Raw genomic sequence first — 23689 nt, 5'->3', positions numbered from 1 at the left:
TTTTTAAGGCTATTGATATGTATTTATGACTGAGACAGATATAGAGCTTGAAAATAAGGCTATAGCCAAGGAATATAAGGAACTCTTACGAATAAGCTACCAAACGCTTACGGAAGACGACAAGAAGCTGATACGCAAGGCATTTGACGTAGCTGTTGACGCTCACAAAGACCAACGCAGAAAATCGGGGGAAGCCTACATTTTCCACCCTATCGCCGTAGCAAAGATCGTTGCTTCGGAAATTGGCCTGGGCGCTACATCAATCGCTTCGGCGCTGCTGCACGATGTGGTCGAAGACACTGACATTACGGTTGAAGACATCGAGAAGATGTTCAACCCCAAAATTGCACAAATTGTAGAAGGGCTTACCAAAATCGCCCAGGTTAAGACTGACCAGGAGATATCGATGCAGGCGGAGAACTTCCGCAAAATGCTGCTTACCCTGAATGATGATGTGCGCGTAATCCTGATTAAGATTGCCGACAGGCTGCACAATATGCAGACCATGGGATCGATGGCCGATTACAAGCAGGCCAAGATCGCATCGGAAACGCTGTATATTTATGCTCCCCTCGCCCACCGTTTGGGATTGTATAACATCAAATCGCAACTGGAAGACCTTGGCTTGAAATATACCGAACCTGCCGTATACAATGACATCGTAAGCCGGATGAAGGAGAGCAAGGAGGAGCAGGATGCCTATATCAAGTCGATATCGGAAGTACTGAAAGCCTCCCTGGATGCTGAAGGAATTGAATATACAATTAAGGGCAGGCCGAAATCCATTTACTCCATTCGACGCAAGATGCTGGCGCAGGGCGTAACTTTTGACGAAGTGTATGACAAGTTTGCATTGCGCATCATCTATAAATCGAACACCCATGATGAAAAGTTCCTTGCATGGAAAATTTACTCTATAGTAACCGACCATTACCGGCCAAGCCCGAGCAGGCTGCGGGACTGGATATCGTCGCCCAAATCGACAGGTTATGAAGCCCTGCACATTACCGTCATGGGCCCCAAAGGACGATGGGTTGAAATACAGGTGCGGAGCGAACGCATGGACGAAGTAGCCGAAAAAGGTTATGCTGCCCACTACAAATACAAGCAGGGCGGCGCTACTGAGGAACACGGATTGGAAACATGGCTTAACCTCCTGAAGGAAGCCCTGGAAAGTTCGGCGGCTAACGCGGTGGACTTTGTAGAAGATTTTAAATTGAACCTGTATGCCAAGGAAATTTACGTGTTTACCCCAAAAGGTGAAATAAAGTCACTGCCAAAGGGCGCAACCTCGCTGGACTTTGCCTTCAGCATCCACTCGGAGGTGGGGATACGCACCCGCGGCACAAGGGTAAACGGTAAACTGGTACCCCTAAACCATGTGTTGAACAGCGGCGACCAAGTGGAGGTTATCACGTCGCAAAACCAAAAACCAAACTCGCACTGGCTGGAGTATGTGACCACCGCCCGTGCCAAGAACAAGATAAAGAACGTACTTAACGAGGACACGAAGAAAATTGCGGAAGACGGAAAAGAGCTGCTTACCCGCAAACTTCGCCACCTTAAAATAACGCTGAACGAAGCTACGGTAAACGAACTGGTTTCTTTCTTTAAGCTAAAAACCAGCCTCGACCTGTTTTACCGGGTAGGCGTTGGAACAATCGAAAACCAGCAGCTGAAGGATTTTGCCTCGCTAAAGAGCAATACCTTCATGAATTTCTTTAAGGGCAAAATCAAGCGTACGCCAAACCTTCCGCAGGAACAGATCCAAAAAGAAGAAATCAGCCGTAATTATGACCTGCTGGTATTCGGGAAAAACGAAGATAAGCTGGACTATAAGCTGGCCAATTGCTGCAACCCGATACCGGGAGACGACGTGTTTGGCTTTGTGACCATAAACGAAGGTATCAAAGTACACAAAAGGGACTGCCCGAACGCAATCAGGCTGCAAAGCAACTACGCCTACCGCATTATCCAGGCCAAGTGGATCGACTCGTCGCAGGAGGAGTTCAAAGCCACACTTAAGATCACCGGTATGGATTCACTGGGGCTTACTAACGAACTTACCAAAGTAATTTCCAATAATATGCACGTGAACATCCAAAGCATATCACTAAGTGGAAATGCAGGCATTTTCAACGGGCAGCTGACGGTGGTGGTTCAGAACAATACCATATTGAAAAAACTGATTGAGAATATTAAGAAAATAGACGGGATAGATAAGGTGACGAGGATTTATAATTAAAGGATGAAAAATATATTACTGCTATTTATACTGACAATAGCGCAATTAAGCGTTGGCCAGGAAATTGAAATAAACGAAAAGAACCTCAGCAAAAAATGGGTATTTGCCGATATAATCAATGATGATACCGAAGAAAAGAAGGCCGAGATTAGGGAGATGCTGGAAGCAACGGTATTAACCTTTAGGGAAGACAAAACCTACACCTTTGAATTTATAGCTGAAATTACCGGTACCTGGACGCTGGATGCAACTAAAAAAGAGATTACTACCAAAGACCGAAGGGGTACCAACATCTGGCATATTCATTCGTTGACGAAAGACAAAGCCGTACTTTCCCGGAATGATGCGAAGCAGAAGATTATTTTTAAGCCCGAATAGCTATTTCAGCAGAAACCTTTCACTTCAGGAAATTTAGATTATCTTTGCAGTTATTGATACCAACATCATGGAAAATAATAAAAACCAGGACATTGTAAAAAATGTCTTTACCAAATTCCTTGAGGATAAAGGGCACAGGAAAACTCCTGAGCGCTATGCTATCCTGCAGGAGATATACAACAGCCAGGAGCATTTCGACATTGAGTCGCTGTACATAAAGATGAAGAACAAGAACTATCGTGTGAGCCGCGCAACGCTGTACAACACGATAGAATTGCTATTGGATTGCGGCCTTGTGCGCAGGCACCAGTTTGGCCAGAACCAGAGCCACTATGAGAAATCGTATTTTGACAGGCAGCATGACCACATCATCATGACTGATACCGGCGAGGTGATCGAGTTTTGCGACCCACGCATACAGTCGATCAAAAAAACCATAGAGGAGATTTTTGGTATTGAAATTCATAACCATTCTTTATACCTTTACGGCCACCGAAAGGCGCCCGCGCCCGAAGTGAACACCGATGCGGAAATTGCAGCGGCTACAAACCAACCCTAACGGATTGGTTTTATTTTTTTAACGAATAAACATAACTACAACATAAACTAACAACTAAAGAGAATGACAGTAGATTTGCTGCTTGGACTACAATGGGGCGACGAAGGCAAGGGAAAAATTGTTGACGTACTTACTTCCAAATATGATATCATAGCCCGTTTTCAGGGCGGCCCCAATGCCGGGCACACATTGGAATTTGACGGTATTAAGCACGTACTTAGAACGATTCCATCGGGAATATTCCATCAAAATTCAGTGAACATTATCGGCAATGGCGTGGTGATGGATCCTGTAGTTTTCCAGAAAGAACTTGAGGGCCTGGAGAAATTCAACATTGACATTAAGTCGAGGCTTTTGATTTCTCGCAAAGCCCACCTGATATTGCCTACCCACCGCTTGCTGGATGCGGCCTCTGAAACTGCCAAGGGCAAAGCAAAAATAGGTTCCACCCTGAAAGGCATCGGCCCTACATATATGGACAAAACCGGCAGGAACGGCATCCGCGTAGGCGACATTGAGCTGGAAGATTTCCAGGAGCGTTACCGTGCATTGGCCGACAAGCACCAGGCGATGATCGACTTTTATGACGTGGCACTGGAATATGACCTTGAGGAACTTGAAACTGAATTCTTTACTGCCGTTGAGGAGCTGAAAAAGCTAACATTCATTGACAGCGAAGAATACCTGAATAAAGCCATGAAAGAAGGAAAATCGATCCTTGCCGAAGGTGCACAGGGTTCACTTCTTGACATTGATTTTGGCACCTATCCGTTTGTAACATCATCCAACACAACCGCCGCCGGCGCCTGTACAGGGCTTGGCATTGCACCGAATAAGGTAAAAGATGTGTTCGGGATATTCAAGGCCTACACTACACGCGTAGGCAGCGGGCCCTTCCCTACCGAGCTTTTTGATGAGGATGGCGCTACCATGGCACGCGTGGGCAATGAATTTGGATCGGTTACCGGGCGCGCAAGGCGTTGCGGATGGCTGGACCTTGTGGCTTTGAAATATGCGGTGCAGGTAAATGGCGTTACGCAGCTATATATGATGAAGGGCGACGTTCTTTCGGGGTTTGACACACTGAAAATATGTACCGCTTATGAGTATAAAGGTCAAAAGATAGATCATTTCCCATACAACATCGAGCCGGAGAATGTGAGCCCGATCTATGTAGAGAAAAAAGGCTGGGCGGCCGACCTTACCGGAATGACCAGCTATGATGAACTTCCATCAGAACTGAAAGAGTACATCGAATTCATCGAGAAAGAATTGGAAGTGCCTATTAAAGTAGTATCTGTCGGACCGGACAGGACACAGACGATAATGAAGTAATAGCACGATTTTATATTTATAAGGCCCGGCATATTTAATATGCCGGGCTCTATATTTTTATACAATGAAATAATAACTCCGACGTTTTAATACGGCACGGCTATTGTTATAATATTTCCCGTAAATTTGCCACAAAATTTCATACATTGAAAAAACTGTTTTTCTTTATTATAAGCCTCACTTTACTGGTTGGGTCATCTTTGGTAGCCCAGGAAAAGAAGAAGATCATCATTGAGAACTCCGACTTTACCGAAATGAACCAGAATGAAGTACCCGGCGCCGTCATACTTTCCGGCAATGTGCAGATATTGCACGATGGTGTGAGGATTACCTGCAACAAGGCCTACCACTTTACCGATGAAAATTATGTGAAGCTTTTTGGGAATGTAAAAATGAACCAGGGCGATTCCCTTTTCATGGACAGCCGCTATGCCGAATATAACGGCGACAAAAAGTTTGCGTATGCTACAGGTGGCGTAATAATGCGGTCACCCGATATGACACTTACCACTGATACCATCAACTTTGACCGTGCCATACAGCAGGCCTATTACAACTCGCATGGCACCATTGTAAATAAGGAGAATACACTGAAAAGCAAATCGGGGCGCTACATCATCGGGCAGAAAAAATACGAGTTCCGTACCGCGGTGACGCTTACCAATCCCAAATATGTATTGAAGTCGAACAACCTTGATTATTACACTAATTCCGGGCACTCCTATGTATTTGGGCCAAGTACTATAACCAGTAAGGAGGATTTTATTTACACGGAAAAAGGTTTTTATGATACTCGAAAGCGGCTGGCGAGGCTGTACACAAACTCCTATATAAAGTATGACACACAAATAATCAGGGGTGATGAGATGTACTACGATCAAAATAAGGAATTTGCCACAGCCACGAATAATGTGAGCGTAACCGACACTGTAAACAAATTCAAAGGGACAGGGCATTATGCAGAGGTTTACAGGGCAAAGGACTCTACCATGCTCACCAAACGGGCTTTGGTTGCAACGGTAGTAGAAAATGATACGCTATTTACACACGCCAAGCGGATGATTATTACAGGTAAAAAAGGGCAGCGTGTGGTACGGGGATACAACAACGCCCGCTTTTACAAGATTGACATGAATGGCAAGTGTGACTCGATACACTCTGACGAAGCTACCGGTTTGACACAACTTATCCGGAGGCCTGTAATTTTTAACGGGCAGAACCAAATAACCGGAGAGGTCATACACCTGATATCGAACGCGAAAACAGAAAAGCTGGATTCGATAAAAGTACTCAACAAAGCGTTTATCATCCAAAAGGATACGCTCGGCACAGGATTTAACCAGGTAAAGGGGATGAACCTTTACGGCAAGTTTAAGGACAATAAGCTATCTGAGGTGGACCTTATCAAAAATACCGAGAAGATTTACTACATGTATGACGATGATGATGCATTAGTAGGCATTGATAAAGGCAAGAGCAGCAAGATACACCTTGACATTGAGAATAACGAAATCGTATCGGTAACATCATTCACTAACATTGAAAGCGATTCCTATCCAGACAAGGAACTGCCGCAAAACGTGCGGAAGCTTCGTGATTTTGAATGGCGCGGCGACGAAATGATAAAGAGCAAGGAAGATATTTTCCCGCCCGATGAGCAGGAGCTGCATGAAAAGATTGTGGAGGAAAGCGAAAAGGACAAGCTGAAGGAGGATACACCCCTTGAGCCTCTGCCGGAAACACTGGACTTTGATAAAAACAACGCTGCCACAAAAACGGATAAAGCAAAAACGAAAACGCAGGTTTCTGCACCGGAAAAAGCACCGGCAGCAAAGCCCGCAAGCACAAAGCCCAAGCCTAAAAAGAAGCCTTAAGGCATACATACCATGATTGAAGATTTTTACAAATACCAGGCGCAGACTTCCCCTTACCCTTTGGGGATGGAAGTTTCTCACGCCAAAGGAAGCTATATATATGATACAAAAGGAAAAGCCTACCTCGACTTTGTAGCCGGTGTATCGGCAGCAAGCCTTGGGCACCAGAATGCGAGGGTAAACCAGGCTATAATTGACCAACTGAACAAGTATTCGCACGTAATGGTTTACGGGGAATACGCGCAGCACCCAGCTACTGAATTTTGCAGGCTGCTGGCACATCACATGCCGGAGAAACTAAGCAAAACTTACCTTGTAAACTCGGGTACTGAAGCCACCGAAGGCGCGCTTAAGCTGGCCCGCAGGGTAACCGGCAGGAGCCAGCTGATATCCTGCTTTAAAGCCTATCACGGCAACACTATGGGATCGATGAGCGTAATGGGCTTTGAGGAGCGCAAACAGATATTCAGGCCCCTGATACCCGATGTTGACTTCATCACCTTCAATAGTGAAGAAGACCTGCAAAAAATAACCACAAAAACGGCGGGTATCATCCTGGAGACCATACAGGGAGGTGCAGGATTCATCCAGCCTCAAAATGATTTCCTTAAAAAAGTAAGGCAAAGATGCGACGAAGTGGGGGCATTAATGATACTCGATGAGATACAGCCGGGGTTTGGGCGCACAGGCAAATTGTTCGGTTTCGAGAATTACGGTGTGGTGCCGGACATTGTAGTTATGGGCAAAGGCATGGGCGGCGGAATGCCGGTTGGCGCTTTCACAGCCGCTCCCGAAATGATGGACCTGTTGAGCCATGACCCGAAACTGGGACACATAACCACATTTGGCGGCCATCCGGTGATTGCCGCGGCCTGTTTGGCAACGTTGCAGGAAATAACCGAAACTGACATAATGGCGCAGGCACTGGAAAAAGAAAAACTTTTCAGGAAATTGCTTGTTCACCCGCTTATAAAAGAAGTTCGTGGCGAGGGGCTTATGCTGGCAGCCATGACCGAAAGCGCCTCTATTACTGATAAAGTCATACTTCGTTGCCAGGAAAAAGGGCTCATTTTATTCTGGTTGCTGTTTGATGGCACCGCCATCAGGATCACCCCGCCACTAACAATATCAGAAGAAGAAATTATTGAAGGATGTGGCATTATTATTGAAGTTATGAATGAAATAGCTGCCGGACAATAAAATTGGCAATCATTTGTTAATTAAATTGTTCAAAAGAAAACTAAATAAATTCCTTTTTTGCGTAACTATTCGTAACTTTAAAAAGGATAATATTAAACTATAGGAGCATGAATTTGAGCCACGAAGAAGAAGATTACAGTTTATCCTTATCAAAGTTTGAATCGATGTTGAAAACCAACAAAGTATTCTTCTTTGACTCTGAAGAGTTCGAGGACATTATTCTTCACTACCTCGACTCGGGCAAAATCAATTTAGCTAAGAAGGCCTTAAAACTCGGCCTGGAACAACATCCCAGGTCAACAGGCTTAAAATTAGTACAGGTGGAGATACTTATCTTTGATGACAAGCTCGAACCGGCAGAGCGATTGCTGAACGAACTCTACGCCATTGAGCCCACCAACGAAGAAATTTACATCCAAAAAGCCAATATTTACTCAAAAAGGGACGACCACCAGAAGGCAGTAGACCTGCTGAATGTTGCCCTGAAATATACTGATGACTATGCCGACGTGTACTCACTCATTGGCATGGAATACCTTTTTATGGACAACCTCGAGCTGGCAAAAGATAACTTCATCAAGTGCCTGGAGGAAGATACCGAAGACCATTCCGCACTATATAATGTGGTATACTGCTTTGACTTCCTTGACCAGAATCTTGAGGCTATCGACTTCCTGAACAGCTTTATAGACAGGAACCCATACAGCGAAGTGGCATGGCACCAGTTAGGCCGCCAATATTATGCCATTAAAGAATATGAACAGGCCCTTCGCGCCTTTGACTATGCAACGCTTATTGACGATAGTTTCCTTGGGGCATTCCTCGAAAAGGCCAAAACCCTCGAAAGGCTGAAACGCTATAAGGACGCCATTGAATGCTACAACATTACTATGGAACTGGATGACCCTACCTCCTATGCCCTGTTGCGCGTAGGAAAGTGCCACGAACGCCTTGGCGACCATGAGAAAGCGTTGAAGTTTTATCTCAGGACGGTACATGAAGACCCGCTTTTGGATAAAGCGTGGATTGCCATAACTGATTTTTACATTCGCAGGAAGAATTTCCAAAAAGCACTGTATTATGTAAACAAAGCCATAGGCATAGACAATGAAAACAAGCTGTACTGGAAGCGCTATGCCATCATCAACAGGGCGCTTGGTTTTCATGAAGAAGCTGAGGAAGGCTACCGCAAAGCGGTAGAGTTTGGCGATTACCAACTGGATACATGGCTTTTTTGGAGCGATACACTTATTGCTCTTGGCGAGTATGATACTGCAGTAGTGACATTGCTTCAGGCATGCGAATACCATCCCGAGGAATTTGAGATTGAGTACCGCCTAGCAGGATTGTATTTCACCCTGCTGGAAACAGACAAGGCAGTATTCCACCTTAGTAACGGGCTGAGGCTAAACCCTAAGAACAATACGCTTATAGAAGAATTTTTTCCTTCTGTCTGGTATTCGGACATCGTTCAGGATGCCATAGCGAAACACCAGAAAAAGAAGTAACCAATTTAGTTTATGTTAAACCCGGCACCGGCTCACGCCCTGCCGGTTTTTTATTGCCATGAAAATCAAAGCCAAAATATACGGACTCGTGGGCCGGAACATCAGCTACTCTTTTTCAGCAGGGTATTTCAATAAGAAATTCGCAGAAAAGGAAAAGCTAAAGAACTGTGTTTATACCAATTTTGACATTAAGGACATTGGCGAGCTGCCGGAAATAATACAGAACACTCCGAAACTCAAAGGCCTTAATGTTACCATTCCGTATAAAGAAGAAGTGATCCCACTACTGGATTCGCTATCCAACACCGCTAAGATAATTGGTGCCGTAAACACAATTAAAATTTTGAAGGACGGCAGGCTGAAAGGCTATAACACCGATCATCACGGCTTTAAAAAAGCGTTACAGCCGCTACTCCTGCCACACCACACCAAAGCGCTGATACTGGGTACCGGAGGAGCATCGAAAGCTGTAGCGTATGCCCTTCGCAAAATGAAGATTGAATATGATTTTGTATCCCGAAATGGCAGTGATACCATTTTTGCTTACGAAGACCTGGATAAAGAGGTTTTTGACGATTACACTGTCATAATAAATACCACGCCTGTGGGTACTTTCCCTTCAATCGAATCCTGCCCATCGCTGGACTACTCCCTCTTTACCGACAGGCACATTGCTTTCGACCTTGTGTACAATCCTACTGTAACAAAATTCCTGAGGCTTGCCAAAGAAAACGGCGCGGTTACCGAAAACGGCTATGCCATGCTGGTATACCAGGCGGAAAAGGCATGGAAAATTTGGAATGAAAAATAACATCCATCCAACATTAAGAAATTTTCATTTTTATTTTAAAATCATTGTAGATTAGGGCAGAAATTCATGTTTTGCTTTGAATATTAAACTGGCTTTACTATCTTTCGGCTGTAAAGTAGTTAAACCCTAAGCATTTTATACAATGTTAGACCAAAAGAATGATAACCTGCACGATGCAGATGGAGAGGAGCTGAACGAAATAAACGGCACTGTAAACAATGTACCTGTACCGGAGGACGGCTCAACAGGCGATGACGATATGCCGGTAGTACACGAAACTGAAGGGCAATTGCCTTTTGCACCCAAAGAGCTGCTGGATGCTGCAAAGGTAGCCGATGAACCTGCCGAAACCGTGCCGGAAACAGAAGAATCTGATGACAGTGGCGCCGGACTCGCAGCAGCAGAAACCAATGCCGAAACTGCTGAACCCGACCATGAAAGCGTTGCTCCCGAAGTAGTTGCCGATGATACTGCAATTGATGAAGTAGCTGCTGAGACAGCCGTGCCGCTTTCGGCAGTGGAGTCTATAGAGCAAAGCAATGCAGAAGAAGGTGAAGATGATTCGGCAGATAAGCACGACATACCCCAGCAGGACTACGATGCACTTGGCATGGAACAGCTTTACGATGAATTGGAAAAGGTCGTGTCCCATGAAAAAGTGATGTCGGTAAAAGAGCATGCTGAGGAAATCAGGAAGGCATTCTACGCAAAATACAATCATTTCATAGAAGAGAAAAAAGACGAGTACAGCCATGAAAACAATGGCGATACTACGGAATTTGAATACCACTTCCCGCTTAAGGGTAAATTTGACGCGCTGTTTAACCAATACAGGGACAAAAAAAGCGCACACTTCAAGAAAATGCAGGGTGACCTGAAAAGCAACCTTGACAACAGGCTTGGTATCATTGAAGAGCTTAAAAACCTTGCGGATGGCGGCGAGAACATTAAGGATGCCCTGAAGCACATCAATGAACTTCGTGAGCGCTGGAAGAATGCAGGCCCGATACCACGCGACAAGTACAACCACGTGTGGAATAACTTCCACTTCCATATCGAGCGTTTTTACGACCACCTGCACCTTGACAGGGAGGCACGCGACATGGACTTTAAGCACAACCTTGACCAAAAACTGAAGATCATTGCCCGTGTTGAGGAACTGGTACAGGAAGAAGACATTAACAAGGCTTTCCGTGAATTGCAGGCACTGCACAAAATGTGGAAAGAAGAGATAGGCCCCGTATCGCGCGAACATCGCGAGGAGATATGGAACCGCTTTAGCGAGCTTACCAAACAGCTGCATGATAAACGCGAGGCACTGCAGGCAAAAAGCCGCGAGCTTGAGGAAGAAAACCTTGCGAAGAAAAAAGACATCATTGCACAAATAGACGCTATCGCTGCTGAAAAAATAACCGCGCACAATGCATGGCAGGGCCAGATAGACCGCATTGAGGCCCTGAGGGAACAATTCTTTAAAGCCGGTAAAGTGCCGATTGAGGTGAATGAGGATACCTGGGCTGCCTTTAAGAATGCCGTAAGGAATTTCAACTCCGTAAAAAACTCCTTCTACAAGGACATCAAAAAAGACCAGCAGGAAAACCTTAACCGCAAGCTCGCCCTGGTGGAAAAAGCCAATTCTCTTAAAGACAGCGAAGATTTTGAATCAACCACCCAGGTAATGAAGCAGATACAGGAAGAATGGAAAACTATTGGGCATGTGCCAAGGAAGTATTCTGACTCTGTTTGGAAAGACTTCAAGGCTGCTTGTAACCATTACTTTGACAGGCTGCATGCTCACCGCAACGAAGCCAACAAAGATGAGATCGAGGCATTTGATAAAAAGAAGGAATACCTTGACACCCTCAAAGATTTTGAGCTTACAGGAGACCACAAAACCGACCTTGATGCCATTAAAAAGCACATAGAGAACTGGAAAGGACTGGGCCGCGTACCGCAGGCAAGAAGGCACATTGAAGGCAAATTCAATAAAATACTTGATGCGCTGTTCGAGAAACTGAGCCTGTCCAAAAAAGAAACCGACATGGTGCGCTTTACCAACCGCCTTGAGCAGATGGCCGAAGGTGATGACAGTCGCAGGCTGGAGAACGAGCAGCTGTTCATCATGCGCAAGATTGATGAGATACAGGGTGAGATTTTCCAGTTGGAAAACAACATCCAGTTCTTCTCTAATGCTAAAGGCGATAACCCGCTGGTGAAAGAGGTGCGCAAGAACATCGAGCGACACAAAGAGGAGCTTGTAACCTGGAAGGACAAGCTAAAGCAGATTAGAAACATGAAAACTGAATAATGAAATCCCGCTACGGCGGGATTCTTATTTTTAATAATTCTGTTTTACTAATAGCAATAATTCAAAGTCTTTCCCTGCCTGCCTAAACGGCCTTGTGAAGCTTGCGTGAGCGATCGAAGCGGCATCCTGCGGAGAGCAGCGGAGCAGATACAGCGCAGAGCGCGACGGCGGAGGCACGGAGCCGGCACGCCCAAATTATCTTCAGCCCATTCAAAAAAAATCCCCGGAAGCCATTACAACTCCCGGGGACCACACATGTAGCAGAAACTAATTACCGCTTCGCTATTTTTAAGGATGCTGTTCCTTTTTCTGTATATACCTGCAGGATATAGTTGCCCTGCTGTAATTGTGATATATCCACCTGTACCTCATTACCGTCTGTTGCCCTATCCATGACTTTTTGGCCCAGGAGGTTCGTTACGGCGATGCGGATGATCTCCAGATCATTAGTAATGTTTAAGACATCGGCCGCAGGGTTCGGGTACACCATAAGGTTGCTTAAGCCAAACTGTCCGGTCGACAGCACTTCATTAGCCGTTACTGCAAGGAAAGCGCTCTCACAGCCATCTGCCCATTGGGAGCAATAGTAGGTTTGGCCATCTTCAAGCACCGTTTCTTCGCTTACCGCGCCGTATGTTGTCCCATCCAGGACATACCATGTTACCGTAGCGCCTTCGTCCGTTGTAACTTCCAGTGAAGCAACTGTCTCACCTTCGGTAAAATCCTGCTCCGCCTCTCCTTCCGGGCTGTCCGGCGTTGCGTGTACCATTGCTACGTACTGGGATGGTTCGCTTTCACAAACACCCAAATGCTGTACGGCAAAGTATGAGGCTCCGTCGACAATTACAGTTGATGAAGGCAATGCTTCGCCGCCTGCAGTTGCATGCCAGGTTACTTCGGCTGATGTACTGTATTCCACCACCACATCGGCCAGGGTGGCGCCGGAACAAAACTCCTGGTCCTGGGCTATGGCCGGCTCATTGAGTTCTATAACAGTCACTTCAACCGGTACACGCGCACTCTCGCAACCGTCAAGGGTTTGCGAAACGTAGTATGTTCCGCTTGTAAATACATAACTTCCCTCGAGTTCCGTACCTCCTGTTTCCGACTCATACACATGGAATATGTCCAGTCCGCCCGTAGCATCGTCTACCGTGATGCCGTAGCAGCCCGTAGCTTCAGGCTCTACTTCCGGCACAGGTGTTACCATAATTGTCACATCAATGCTTTCCCTGTCGCTCTCACAGCCATTTAGCGACTGAGACACGTAATAAGTGCCTTCAGCAAGCGCTGTTGTCCCTGCCAACGGTGTACTGCCTGTGGGCACATCATACCAGTGCAATTCTGCAGAAGCGACACCCGAGGCCACAAGCCCTGCCACTGTCCCGCTTACGCAGAACGCCTGGTCAGCAGCTGTGGGAGCGGGCAGTGCCGTAATTGTAACGCTGACAGCAGCCCTGGCGCTCTCACAACCGCCAACGGTTTGGGACACATAATAGGTAGTTGCAGTCAATGCGGTATCTGAAGAAAGTTCGGTGCCACCTGTTGCAGCAGCATACCAATGGAATGTTGCCCCTGCCGTGCCGGTTGCCGATAGCCCGGCTACTGTGCCCGAGGTACAGAAATTTTGCGGCGATGCAGTTGGGGCGGCAACCGTGTTGATTGTAACCGCAACCGGTGTCCTGGCACTTTCGCAACCGGATACGGTTTGCGAAACATAATATGTTGTTGCCGATAGTACTGCTGTTGTTGCAAGTTCAGTTCCCCCTGAAGCGCCGGCATACCAGTTAAATTCGGCACCCGCGCTTCCGCTGGCGGTCAGGCCGGCTACCGTTGCACCGGGACAAAAACTTTGCGCCGATGCTGTAGGCGCCGCAACCGAATTGATTGTAACCGCAACCGGTGTCCTGGCACTTTCGCAGCCGGACACGATTTGCGATACATAGTAGGTAGTTGCCGTAAGTGGCGTTGTACCCGGTAAAGCCGTACCGCCGGTAGCAGCCGCATACCAGCTGAAAGTAGCTCCAGCTAAGCCCGTTGCCGTTAGAGCGCTTACCGTACTTCCGCTGCACACATTTTGGGCCGCCGCCGTTGGGCTGGCAGGTGGCGTACAGTTAAGCGGCGAATACGTTACAGTAACCGTCCAGCTGTTATTGTCTACCCTGTTCCAGGTAGTGTTGCAGCCCGAACCGCCAAAAGTACGCCAGGCACGTAATTCAAATGTCACAGCGCCCGTAGCCCCGTTGGCTAACGTTAAGCCCGTGCGGTTATAGGCCTGTGTACCTCCGCTATTATTTGCGCCTGCAGTGACTGCAGCTTCAGTAGTATTGGTTGTTGTACAGGCCAAAAGTGAACGTTGTTCGGATGTCCAGCCGTTGGAAGCGGTGGTCATGGTATAGGCAGTAGCAACAGAGGCAATCTGGTAGCCGGCAGGCACGTTTATCGTTATTATACCGGGGCAGGTATTTGCTGTTGTAGTGCTTGGGGTTCCGTAAAGCGTAGGGATGTCGCCGGAATTATACCCACCTGATATCTGGCCGGGTGTAAAAGTGACCATTACCCAAGGGCCTTTTTCGGTTTCACTGCAATTGGACCGTACCCAGGCGTAATGCAACTGTCCTGTTGCCAGGCCGGAAAGGCCAACCGTATTGACACCCGACGCCACATTGCCGGAAGGTACTGTAGAACCGGTAGGCGGCGTACTGCTTGTTGAATAATAGTAGTCATAACCTGCGGCAGGAAGCAGTACCGAAGGTGTCCAGTTTAAGGTTGCCGCGTCGGCTGTGGCTACTGCCGTGAGGCTGCCCGGCGAAGGGCAGGCGCCTGTCAGTTCGGCGGTTACTGCAAATACATTCAATATGCCTTCAGCTGAAGAGGTTTTAGTAAACTGTATGCCGGTAACGGTTTTCAGCTGGTTTTCAGGCAGTATATTTAATGCCAGCTGGTACATCCTCGGATTATTTGCCGGGTTTTCGATTGCATTGGTAGTACGCAATACCCTCCCGAAGCCCCATGCAGCGATTGGCTGTGCGGTACTGTCAAACCAATCGGGAACTGCGACACCCGGAATTACCTGTGTTGACGCATCAGAAAATTGTATGGTCGCTGTAATTGTTGAAGCACCGCTGCCTGTAGTGGCTATAACATAAAGCCTTGATGCAATGACTGTATTGGTAAATGTAATTGTACCGCTGGCATTTTGGGCAGAAACCTGCAAAGCATTATTGCCGCTCAGGGGTGCAAGTTGGTACGTAATGGCACTGTTGACTAAAGAAGTAATCAGGCCCGAGGCAGGCAACGCATAAGCCGGCGGGGGCGCAGCTGTTGGCTGGAAATCGTTACTCATAAAGTTATAGTTTGCAGCATCTACAGCCGCAGTGGTAGAGCTCATGGCCGTACCGGCACCATTGGCAATCACGTCGGCCGAAAAGCCCGTAGCTACCTGAAGGTGTTCATAAGTTTGTGCCTTTGTCACATAAGAAGATAAAACAGCAGCAAAAACAGTAAGAGTGCTAAATAATTTTTTTTTCATGCAAGGGATTTTTAATTGGTTGCACAGTCAGTAAATTTTGTGCCTTCAAGTTACCCAAAACCAACCAATTAACAAGAAGCTTACGCATTTTGCCCTTTTATCCCAAAAAACACCTGCACAATGACAAAAAATTAAAATAAACCATTTAAAAAACAGTTCTATTAATAATAATTTAAAAAACGAACCTCTAAAAATATAAATAGCCTTTGCGGAAAAGAAAAGGCTTGAAGTTTTCACAAAAAAGGCAGCGAATGTTATTTACCCACAGGAACCGGTATCTCCCGGGTCATTATTTGAGGTTCACGTACAATTTTTTTTCCATAACGCGGCGTGATTGTCTGATCAGTATACTTTTCGTCTTTGTATTTGATATGCTCAATGATCACTGCAACTTTTACATTTACATCAATAGGCTGTACAAGGTTGTCATTAGCCAGGGCAATGTTGAATTTCCCCTGTAGCCTGTCGGCATCGGTAATGCGCTTGTAGCCCGCTACGCCTTTACCGCTATCGAACGCCTTATAAGGTTTGCCTTCGAGGAACAGCTTATAATTTTGGTCATTTACCAACGCATACTCTACATCTTCGCCGTTAACGGGCAGCATCAGGTTGGTTATGGCTCCTGCGGCAATTCCCCCCAAAGGCGATGTAAAATAAGTTGCAGCGCCCTGTACGGCACCGGTAATGAGCTTGCGGTTCTGCTTCCAGAATTCATTGCTCTCCTCACCCACGCCTACCCAATAAGCCCAGGCTACCACTTTTTTGGTTTCGTCTTTTGCAACAACACTTAAAGGAAGTGAAAAGCTGAGACCCGATTTTGTTTCCCCAAAACTGCTCCTGGCATTTACCCTTTGGCTTTTGTCGAAAACCATTTCCTCATACTTCTTTTCAGAAGCAATCACGCGGCGGGTTTTCTGCGCATGCAGGGTATCATAGCCCACAACAACCTCTTTGGTAACCGAGGTCCAAACGGTATCCTGCACTTTTATCCATTTTACCGCGGTATTGAAGTTTTTTGTTTCAGATCTCTTTGGGGCTCTTTGGATGGATACCCGGCAGTTACGCTTACCTTTGGTAATATTGCCGAACCGGAACACATATACCGAATTGCCCTGTACTGTAAATTCCCTTTTTTCCTCTTTTACGTTCTGTCCTTTATATTTTAGGGCCGACGGATATTCGGTCACTGTGACCTCGCTTATGGCGCTGCCATCAGCTTCTATGGTAAAGATGATCCTGTCGCCATCGGCAAAACCATACATGAGTTCTTCGGTTGCTCCGGGATTAAGTTTTATCTGCAGGTCGGCAACGGGTATCTTTTGTGCGAATGCTGTAAATGTACACAACAGCATCAATAGGACTTTATTCATCGGGCTCTATAACTTTTTAGCTTCATTCCAAAACACATCCATCTCGGCCAGGGTCATGTCGGCCAGCGACTTGCCCATCTCGCCCGCTTTGCTTTCCAGGTAGGTAAAGCGCTTGATGAACTTTTTGTTGGTACGTTCCAACGCATCTTCGGGGTTGATGTTGAGGAAGCGCGCATAGTTGATCATCGAAAACAGCACATCGCCAAATTCCGATTCTATCTTTTCGGCATCACCATTTTCTACCTCATCCTTAAACTCCTGAAGCTCTTCCTGCACTTTTTCCCACACCTGCTCCGGCTCTTCCCAGTCAAAGCCAACGCCTTTGGCTTTGTCCTGTATGCGGCTGGCCTTCACCAGCGCGGGCAGGCTTTTCGGCACGCCTTCCAGCACCGACTTCTTGCCTTCCTTCAGCTTGAGCTTTTCCCAGTTTTGCTTTACCTGCTCTTCGTCCTCCACAACCACATCGCCGTAAATGTGCGGGTGGCGGTGTATCAGCTTGTCGCAAATTTCATTGGCCACATCGGCAATGTCGAAGTCGCCCGTTTCACTTCCTATTTTTGCATAAAAAACAATGTGCAGCAATATGTCGCCCAACTCTTTCTTTATCTCCTGCAGGTCGTTGTCCAAAATGGCATCGCCCAACTCGTAGGTTTCCTCAATGGTAAGGTGGCGCAGGCTTTGCAGTGTCTGCTTTTTGTCCCACGGGCATTTTTCGCGGAGGTCGTCCATTATGTCGAGCAGCCTGTTGAAGGCATCGAGCTGTTGCTGGCGTGTGTTCATGGTGAGAATTTTGGGGCTAAATTACAAATAGCTACCGAAATATACTTCTTACGGGAAATCTAAAAAAGTTCTTTTGCGTGAATAAATAAAAAATCCTGCCTCTTGTTACCAAAAAGCAGGATCAATTAATTATATAAGTAAGATGAATTATTCTTCAGCTTTTACCTCTTCGGCAGGCGCGGCTTCCGCTTGTGCAGGCGCAGCAGGCTTTTCTTTGCTTACAAGGCCTTTTGCCTGAAGCATGTTGTACCAGTTAAGGATCTTTTTGATGTCAGACGCATATACCCTGTCCTCATCAAATTCAGGAAGCACCTCGCGGAAATACGTTTCCAGTTTGGCATTGTCTTCTTTATGCGAAAGCGCAGGGCCGTTGTCCTCTTTTTCGGCAATGGCACGGAATACTTCAGAAAGCTTGATCTCGCCATCATAGGTGTACACCGATATTTCAGACAGCAGGCTTACATTGCTCCTCATGCCCACGGTCATCTTTTTGCCGTCGATAAGCGATTCGGCAACAAAACCTGTGCGCGTTTGTATCTTCAGTTCATATAGTCCTGGCTTGCCTGATATGGCTAATATTTTTTCAACACTCATTGTTCAATTTTTTTAAGGGATGGCAAATATGCAATCTTTGGTTTTAAAAACAAAAAATTACCTGCCTTTTTTGGCAATAAATTTCATTTTATAGTCGGGCCTTGTCTTGCCTTCCATGATGTTCTGAAGCTTTTTTTGTATCAAACGTTTTTTGAGCGATGATATTTTATCGGTAAATAAAACACCCTCAATGTGGTCGTACTCGTGCTGTATCACCCTGGCGATCAAACCGTCATACACACCGGTATGCTTGTTGAAGTCTTCATCATAATATTCGATGGTGATCTTTTCGTGGCGGTACACGTCCTCGCGGACTTCAGGTATGCTCAGGCAGCCTTCGTTAAAGCCCCACTCCTCGCCTTCTTCCTTTAGCATTACCGGATTGATGAAGGTTTTTTTGAAGCCGGCCAATTGCTCCTGCTCCTCCTTGGAAAGGTCTTCATCTTCGCTGAACGGCTTGGTATCTACTATAAACAAACGTATGGCAAGGCCCACCTGAGGCGCAGCCAGGCCCACGCCGTAAGCATTGTACATGGTCTCGTACATATCGGCAATGATCTGTTTCAGGTTCGGCATATCCTTTGCGATGTCTTCGCCCTTCTTCCTCAGTACCGGGTCGCCATATCCTACAATAGGTAATATCATATCAAATGTCTTTTAAAATAAGGCAATACGCTTTTTTCCAAACGGCAAAAGTAAGAAATAAAAATGATTCTTCAGCCCCCGTCCAAATGCTAAAGTTTTGTGAGAATTCACTTTATCCCTGTTGAATGATTAAACCATTAAGTACCTTTGCGGCACAGCCGATTTGTATGTTCGAGAAGATCAGGGAATTTACCGACAGTACCAATTTTACGCGGGCCGTAACCGTTACGGTAGCCGCAGTCCTGCCTGTACTCATCCTGGCACAGTTCGGGCATTTTGAGACCGGATTTGCAATGGCTATCGGGGCACTTCTTACATATCCGGCCGATATCCCCAGCAATCTGCTGCACCGCACCAAAGGGCTGCTTACAGCCTCGGTTATCGTAGCGGGATGCATGCTGGCTGTAAACCTCCTCCACCCCTGGCCATGGCTGTTTTTCCCGATACTCACTGTACTGGTTTTCTTCCTGTCGATGATTTCGGTTTACGGGCAGCGCGCCACAATGGTCTCGTTCTCGGGACTGCTGGCACTTGCATTGGCATCAGGGCATATACACACAGGGTGGGACATTCTTACTTATGCAGGAATGGTACTTGGCGGAGGGCTTTTTTACACGCTCGTTTCGGTAACATTCAACTACCTCAGCCCGCACCGCTACACCGAATTGCAGATTGCCGAGTGCATGAAGCTTACGGCAAAATACATGAAGCTGCGCGGCCACCTGTGGGACGCCGATGCCGACAGGGCTTCCATTGTAGAGGAACAGCTCAAGCTGCAGGTAGAAATCAATGCCACACACGAAAACCTGCGCGAGATACTCATACGCAACCGCAGCAACGCAGGCCATTCCAACCGCAGCCGCCGTATGCTGCTGGTGTTTATTTCGCTCATGGAAATACTGGAACTGGCGCTGTCTACCTCGTTCGACCATAGCAAGCTGCACGAAAAGTTCAACGAGCATCCCAAAGTACTCGACACCTATCAAAACCTGGCCTATAATCTTGCGGCGACACTAAAAAAGATATCCAAAAGCATTATAAAACGCAGGAAATACATCACCAAACACAAGCTGCACAGAGACATTGCCGCACTGGAAAATGCCATTGCCGCATACCAGGACCAACTTGGCAGGGAGGCGGCTTCCGAAGGTGTATGGATGCTGAGCAACATGATGCACTATGCCGAAAAGCAGGTAGAAAAGATACGCATCATAGAGCGCACCTTTACCAATAAAATCGACTTTAAAGACCTGAAAGGCCGCGACAAGGACCTCGAGAAATTCCTTGCACCCGAATATTATCCTTTGCATACACTAAAGGAAAACCTGGGCTTTTCATCCACCATATTCCGCCATTCGCTGCGGCTGACGATCACCATTGCCCTGGGGTTCATCATAGGGTTGGTTTTCAATTTTGAAAATACCTACTGGATCCTTCTTACCATTGTTGTAATCATGCGCCCGGGCTACGGGCTTACCAAGCAGCGTTCTTTCCAAAGGATTATAGGCACAATAACCGGAGGCATCATTGCATTTGCGTTTCTCAGCGTTGTAGACCACTCCATCATTATCGGTACGCTGGCCATTGTGTGCATGATACTTGGCTTTGCGTTTACGGCGACCAATTACCGCATCGGCGCTACATTCGTTACCATATATGTGGTGTTCGTTTATGGAATGCTCAACCCGAATATTACCGATGTGATACAGTACCGCATTGTTGATACCGCCGTTGGGGCCGCACTGGCGTTTTTGGCGAATTACTTCCTCTGGCCGGCATGGGAATTCATGAACCTGCCCGGATTCATCAAAAAATCCATCGAGGCCAACCGAAACTACCTTGAGGAAATTTCCAGCTATTACAACCATAAAGGCAATGTACCCACCTCCTATCGCCTGGCAAGAAAAAATGCGTTCATAGAGCTCGGGAACTTAATGTCGTCCTACCAACGGATGGCGCAGGAACCCAAGTCCAAGCAAAAACAGCAGCAGCAGGTGTACAAGCTGGCGGTACTGAACCACACCCTGCTCTCGTCGCTGGCATCGTTAGGCACCTATATACAGTCGCATAAAACCTATAAGGCCTCCGAAGCATTCAATGTGGTGGTAACTACAGTAATCCGCAACCTTGACCATGCCATTTCGCTATTGAACATGGAAATACAGGCTGCCGAGGCACAGCAGGCCCAAAGTGAGGAACTGGCCATGCGCTTTACCGAACTTAAGAACATCCGCGCGCGGGAGCTTCGCGAAGAGCACCTCACTGAAGAAGAGGAATTCCGCCTAAAGATGGAGGAAGCCCATCTTGTTATAGAACAGCTGGTATGGCTCAACAGCCTGTCGGAAAAGATCGTAAAAGCGGCACGGCAGCTGGAGCTGAAGTAGTTTTTTAATCACACATTGAGAAAATAAAAATCCCGAAGGCAAACCTCCGGGATTTTTTATTTTTATATACAAGCCACCGATGTTACTCCGCCAGCCCAAGCACCTCCGCGCTGTGGTGCCTTACCGCATTGAGCGCGCTCGGGTTGCTGTTAAGCGACTGCCCGTAGGAAGGGATCATTTCGCGAAGCTTGTTTTGCCATTCAGGGCTCTTCATCTGCTCCGCAAAGCATCGCTCCATCAGCTCGAGCATGATGGATACCGCCGTCGATGCGCCCGGCGAAGCGCCCAGCAATACTGCCAACGAACCGTCCGCGCTATTGATTACCTCGGTACCAAATTCCAACTTGCCGCCTTCTTTCTCATCTTTTTTGATTACCTGAACGCGTTGGCCGGCTACTTCCAGTTTCCAGTCTTCCATTTTAGCATCCGGAAGGTATTCCTTCAGGGCTTCCAGACGGTCTTCCGGGCTTTGCATCACCTGGTCGATAAGGTATTTGGTAAGCGACATATTATGGTAGCCCGCTGCCAGCATAGGGCCGATGTTATTGAACTGTATTGAGGTCGGCAAATCCAGGTACGAGCCATTCTTGAGGAACTTGGTGCTGAAACCCGCGTAGGGGCCAAACAGCAGCTCCTTTTTTCCGTTGATCATCCGTGTATCGATGTGCGGCACCGACATGGGTGGCGCGCCTACCGATGCTTTGCCATACACTTTGGCGTTGTGCTTTGCTATCACTTCGGGATTAACGCACTTGAGCCACTGCCCGCTTACGGGGAATCCGCCGTAGCCCTTGCCTTCAGGAATATCGGCCTTTTCCAGCAGGTGCAGCGAACCGCCTCCCGCACCGATGAAGATGAACTTGCTGTACAGCCTGAACTTCTCCCCTGTTTCGAGGTTCTTTATTTTAAGTTTCCATTTTGGGGCTTTTGCCGAACGGCGCATACCTCTCACCTCATGGCTAAAGTGCAGGTTCACACCCGGCTGGCTGCCCAGCCATCCGAACATATCGCGGGTCAGTTCGCCAAAATTCACATCGGTGCCTATTGGCATGTTGGTAGCCGCAATGGGTTCACCGGGCTCGCGGCCTTCCATAACCAGCGGCATCCATTGGGCTATAACTGCCGGGTCTTCGGTATATTCCATACCACCGAAAATAGGGAACTTCTGCAATGCCTCATGGCGTTTCTTCAGGTACTCCACATTTTCCGCACCCCACACAAAACTCATGTGCGGGATGGTTTTCACGAATTCCTCAGGGTTCGTAATGAGCCCTTTTTCTACAAGGTGGGCCCAAAACTGCTTTGACTGCTCGAACGATTCGGCAATCTTTACGGCCTTTGAGGTATCAATGCTGCCATCCGGCTTCTCGGGAGTGTAATTGAGTTCGCAAAAGGCCGAGTGGCCGGTACCGGCATTGTTCCAGGCGTCGCTGCTTTCGGCGGCTGCCACATCGAGCCTTTCATAAATATCGATGGTAATTTCGGGCATGAGCTCTTTAAGGAACATGCCAAGTGTGGCGCTCATGATTCCTGCGCCAATCAGAACCACATCGGGTTCATGAGTTATATGTGCTGACATCGGGTCGGGGATGTAAATTTGAATAGGCAAATTTACGTCACAACTCTCTAAAAATTATCACAATAGGCTAACTGCTGAAGGGGAGAACTTATTTTTACCGAAAGTGAAAAAATTAGCGAAAATTTTTTCGTGATAAATAATCCTGTAGTAAAATTGTTGCCGAAATCTCATCGATTAAACCCTTATCCTGACGCTGCTTCTTTTTCAGCCCGCTGTCTATCATCGTTTGGAAAGCCATTTTGCTGGTAAAGCGCTCGTCTACCTGTTCCAGCGGCATATCAGGAAACTGCTCTTTAAACTTCACAATGAATGCCCCGATGATGGGTGCGCTCTGCGAAGGCTGCCCGTTCATCTGCTTCGGTTCGCCTATCAGCACGCGTTCCACTTTTTCTTTCGCAAAGTAATTCCGCAAAAAATCAATGGCCGTCGCCGAGTCAACAGTCGTCAGCCCGGAGGCAATAAGCTGCATTTCGTCGGTCACCGCAATGCCGGTGCGCTTCAGGCCGTAGTCAATCGAGAGTATTCTCATTTCTATTTCAGATTGTAGATTTTAGATTTCAGATTGAGCTTCACTCTTGCCGTCAATA

General features: G+C 47.0%; 17 protein-coding genes. 10 read left to right on the top strand and 7 right to left on the bottom strand.

The window, feature by feature from the left end; all coding sequences use genetic code 11:
* Nucleotides 1–25 precede the first annotated feature (25 nt).
* From OGH69_RS05300 to OGH69_RS05260, 9 genes are all read left to right on the top strand, one after another.
* Nucleotides 26–2245, top strand: coding sequence for a RelA/SpoT family protein (locus tag OGH69_RS05300; protein WP_265173410.1), 2220 nt, complete (start codon nt 26–28; stop codon nt 2243–2245).
* A gap of 3 nt (nt 2246–2248) precedes the next feature.
* Nucleotides 2249–2623 (top strand): hypothetical protein, encoded by a 375-nt coding sequence (locus tag OGH69_RS05295; RefSeq protein ID WP_265173409.1) that lies wholly within the window; start codon nt 2249–2251, stop codon nt 2621–2623.
* Between the two features lie 67 nt (nt 2624–2690).
* Nucleotides 2691–3182: a Fur family transcriptional regulator gene (locus OGH69_RS05290; protein WP_265173408.1), complete on the top strand. Its 492-nt coding sequence runs from the start codon at nt 2691–2693 to the stop codon at nt 3180–3182.
* Nucleotides 3183–3245: 63 nt separating this feature from the next.
* Nucleotides 3246–4517: an adenylosuccinate synthase gene (locus tag OGH69_RS05285; protein ID WP_265173407.1), complete on the top strand. Its 1272-nt coding sequence runs from the start codon at nt 3246–3248 to the stop codon at nt 4515–4517.
* 146 nt (nt 4518–4663) lie between these two features.
* Entirely contained in the window at nt 4664–6391 is a 1728-nt protein-coding gene (locus OGH69_RS05280) for an OstA-like protein (RefSeq protein ID WP_265173406.1), read from the top strand.
* A 12-nt stretch (nt 6392–6403) separates the two neighbouring features.
* Nucleotides 6404–7591: an aspartate aminotransferase family protein gene (locus OGH69_RS05275; protein ID WP_265173405.1), complete on the top strand. Its 1188-nt coding sequence runs from the start codon at nt 6404–6406 to the stop codon at nt 7589–7591.
* Between the two features lie 107 nt (nt 7592–7698).
* Nucleotides 7699–9099, top strand: coding sequence for a tetratricopeptide repeat protein (locus OGH69_RS05270; protein WP_265173404.1), 1401 nt, complete (start codon nt 7699–7701; stop codon nt 9097–9099).
* A 58-nt stretch (nt 9100–9157) separates the two neighbouring features.
* On the top strand, nt 9158–9910 hold the full coding sequence (locus tag OGH69_RS05265; protein ID WP_265173403.1) for a shikimate dehydrogenase family protein: 753 nt from the start codon (nt 9158–9160) through the stop codon (nt 9908–9910).
* 142 nt (nt 9911–10052) lie between these two features.
* Nucleotides 10053–12218: a DUF349 domain-containing protein gene (locus OGH69_RS05260; protein WP_265173402.1), complete on the top strand. Its 2166-nt coding sequence runs from the start codon at nt 10053–10055 to the stop codon at nt 12216–12218.
* Between the two features lie 271 nt (nt 12219–12489).
* On the opposite strand, the gene OGH69_RS05255 is transcribed toward OGH69_RS05260, so the two are convergent.
* From OGH69_RS05255 to def, 5 genes are all read right to left on the bottom strand, one after another.
* Complete coding sequence (locus tag OGH69_RS05255) at nt 12490–15750, bottom strand: Ig-like domain-containing protein (protein WP_265173401.1); 3261 nt, start codon at nt 15748–15750, stop codon at nt 12490–12492.
* Between the two features lie 254 nt (nt 15751–16004).
* Complete coding sequence (locus tag OGH69_RS05250; RefSeq protein ID WP_265173400.1) at nt 16005–17120, bottom strand: hypothetical protein; 1116 nt, start codon at nt 17118–17120, stop codon at nt 16005–16007.
* A 6-nt stretch (nt 17121–17126) separates the two neighbouring features.
* A complete protein-coding gene (gene mazG / locus OGH69_RS05245; protein WP_265173399.1) occupies nt 17127–17900 on the bottom strand; it encodes a nucleoside triphosphate pyrophosphohydrolase in 774 nt (257 codons plus the stop codon).
* Nucleotides 17901–18047: 147 nt separating this feature from the next.
* A complete protein-coding gene (locus OGH69_RS05240) occupies nt 18048–18494 on the bottom strand; it encodes a DUF5606 family protein (RefSeq protein ID WP_265173398.1) in 447 nt (148 codons plus the stop codon).
* A gap of 57 nt (nt 18495–18551) precedes the next feature.
* Nucleotides 18552–19139, bottom strand: coding sequence for a peptide deformylase (gene def, locus OGH69_RS05235; protein ID WP_265173397.1), 588 nt, complete (start codon nt 19137–19139; stop codon nt 18552–18554).
* 125 nt (nt 19140–19264) lie between these two features.
* Between def and OGH69_RS05230 the strand changes: the two genes are divergently transcribed.
* Complete coding sequence (locus OGH69_RS05230) at nt 19265–21523, top strand: FUSC family membrane protein (RefSeq protein ID WP_306354363.1); 2259 nt, start codon at nt 19265–19267, stop codon at nt 21521–21523.
* Between the two features lie 82 nt (nt 21524–21605).
* Here the strand turns inward: OGH69_RS05230 and OGH69_RS05225 are convergent, their stop codons facing one another.
* Nucleotides 21606–23102: a malate:quinone oxidoreductase gene (locus OGH69_RS05225; protein WP_265173396.1), complete on the bottom strand. Its 1497-nt coding sequence runs from the start codon at nt 23100–23102 to the stop codon at nt 21606–21608.
* A gap of 112 nt (nt 23103–23214) precedes the next feature.
* Complete coding sequence (ruvX, locus tag OGH69_RS05220) at nt 23215–23631, bottom strand: Holliday junction resolvase RuvX (RefSeq protein WP_265173395.1); 417 nt, start codon at nt 23629–23631, stop codon at nt 23215–23217.
* Nucleotides 23632–23689: the final 58 nt, after the last annotated feature.

Source organism: Flavobacterium sp. MFBS3-15, assembly GCF_026107645.2.
Taxonomy (GTDB): Bacteria; Bacteroidota; Bacteroidia; order Flavobacteriales; family Flavobacteriaceae; genus Flavobacterium.
The sequence above is the reverse complement of the archived record's forward strand: the minus strand, read 5'-3'. Positions and strand labels throughout refer to the sequence as shown.

Bases quoted from the DNA above. Each gene is read 5' to 3' on its own strand.
- OGH69_RS05300 (WP_265173410.1), top strand. From the start codon at position 26: ATGACTGAGACAGATATAGAGCTTGAAAATAAGGCTATAGCCAAGGAA.
- OGH69_RS05295 (WP_265173409.1), top strand. From the start codon at position 2,249: ATGAAAAATATATTACTGCTATTTATACTGACAATAGCGCAATTAAGC.
- OGH69_RS05290 (WP_265173408.1), top strand. From the start codon at position 2,691: ATGGAAAATAATAAAAACCAGGACATTGTAAAAAATGTCTTTACCAAA.
- OGH69_RS05285 (WP_265173407.1), top strand. From the start codon at position 3,246: ATGACAGTAGATTTGCTGCTTGGACTACAATGGGGCGACGAAGGCAAG.
- OGH69_RS05275 (WP_265173405.1), top strand. From the start codon at position 6,404: ATGATTGAAGATTTTTACAAATACCAGGCGCAGACTTCCCCTTACCCT.
- OGH69_RS05270 (WP_265173404.1), top strand. From the start codon at position 7,699: ATGAATTTGAGCCACGAAGAAGAAGATTACAGTTTATCCTTATCAAAG.
- OGH69_RS05265 (WP_265173403.1), top strand. From the start codon at position 9,158: ATGAAAATCAAAGCCAAAATATACGGACTCGTGGGCCGGAACATCAGC.
- OGH69_RS05260 (WP_265173402.1), top strand. From the start codon at position 10,053: ATGTTAGACCAAAAGAATGATAACCTGCACGATGCAGATGGAGAGGAG.
- OGH69_RS05255 (WP_265173401.1), bottom strand. From the start codon at position 15,750: ATGAAAAAAAAATTATTTAGCACTCTTACTGTTTTTGCTGCTGTTTTA.
- OGH69_RS05250 (WP_265173400.1), bottom strand. From the start codon at position 17,120: ATGAATAAAGTCCTATTGATGCTGTTGTGTACATTTACAGCATTCGCA.
- mazG (WP_265173399.1), bottom strand. From the start codon at position 17,900: ATGAACACACGCCAGCAACAGCTCGATGCCTTCAACAGGCTGCTCGAC.
- OGH69_RS05240 (WP_265173398.1), bottom strand. From the start codon at position 18,494: ATGAGTGTTGAAAAAATATTAGCCATATCAGGCAAGCCAGGACTATAT.
- def (WP_265173397.1), bottom strand. From the start codon at position 19,139: ATGATATTACCTATTGTAGGATATGGCGACCCGGTACTGAGGAAGAAG.
- OGH69_RS05230 (WP_306354363.1), top strand. From the start codon at position 19,265: ATGATTAAACCATTAAGTACCTTTGCGGCACAGCCGATTTGTATGTTC.
- OGH69_RS05225 (WP_265173396.1), bottom strand. From the start codon at position 23,102: ATGTCAGCACATATAACTCATGAACCCGATGTGGTTCTGATTGGCGCA.
- ruvX (WP_265173395.1), bottom strand. From the start codon at position 23,631: ATGAGAATACTCTCGATTGACTACGGCCTGAAGCGCACCGGCATTGCG.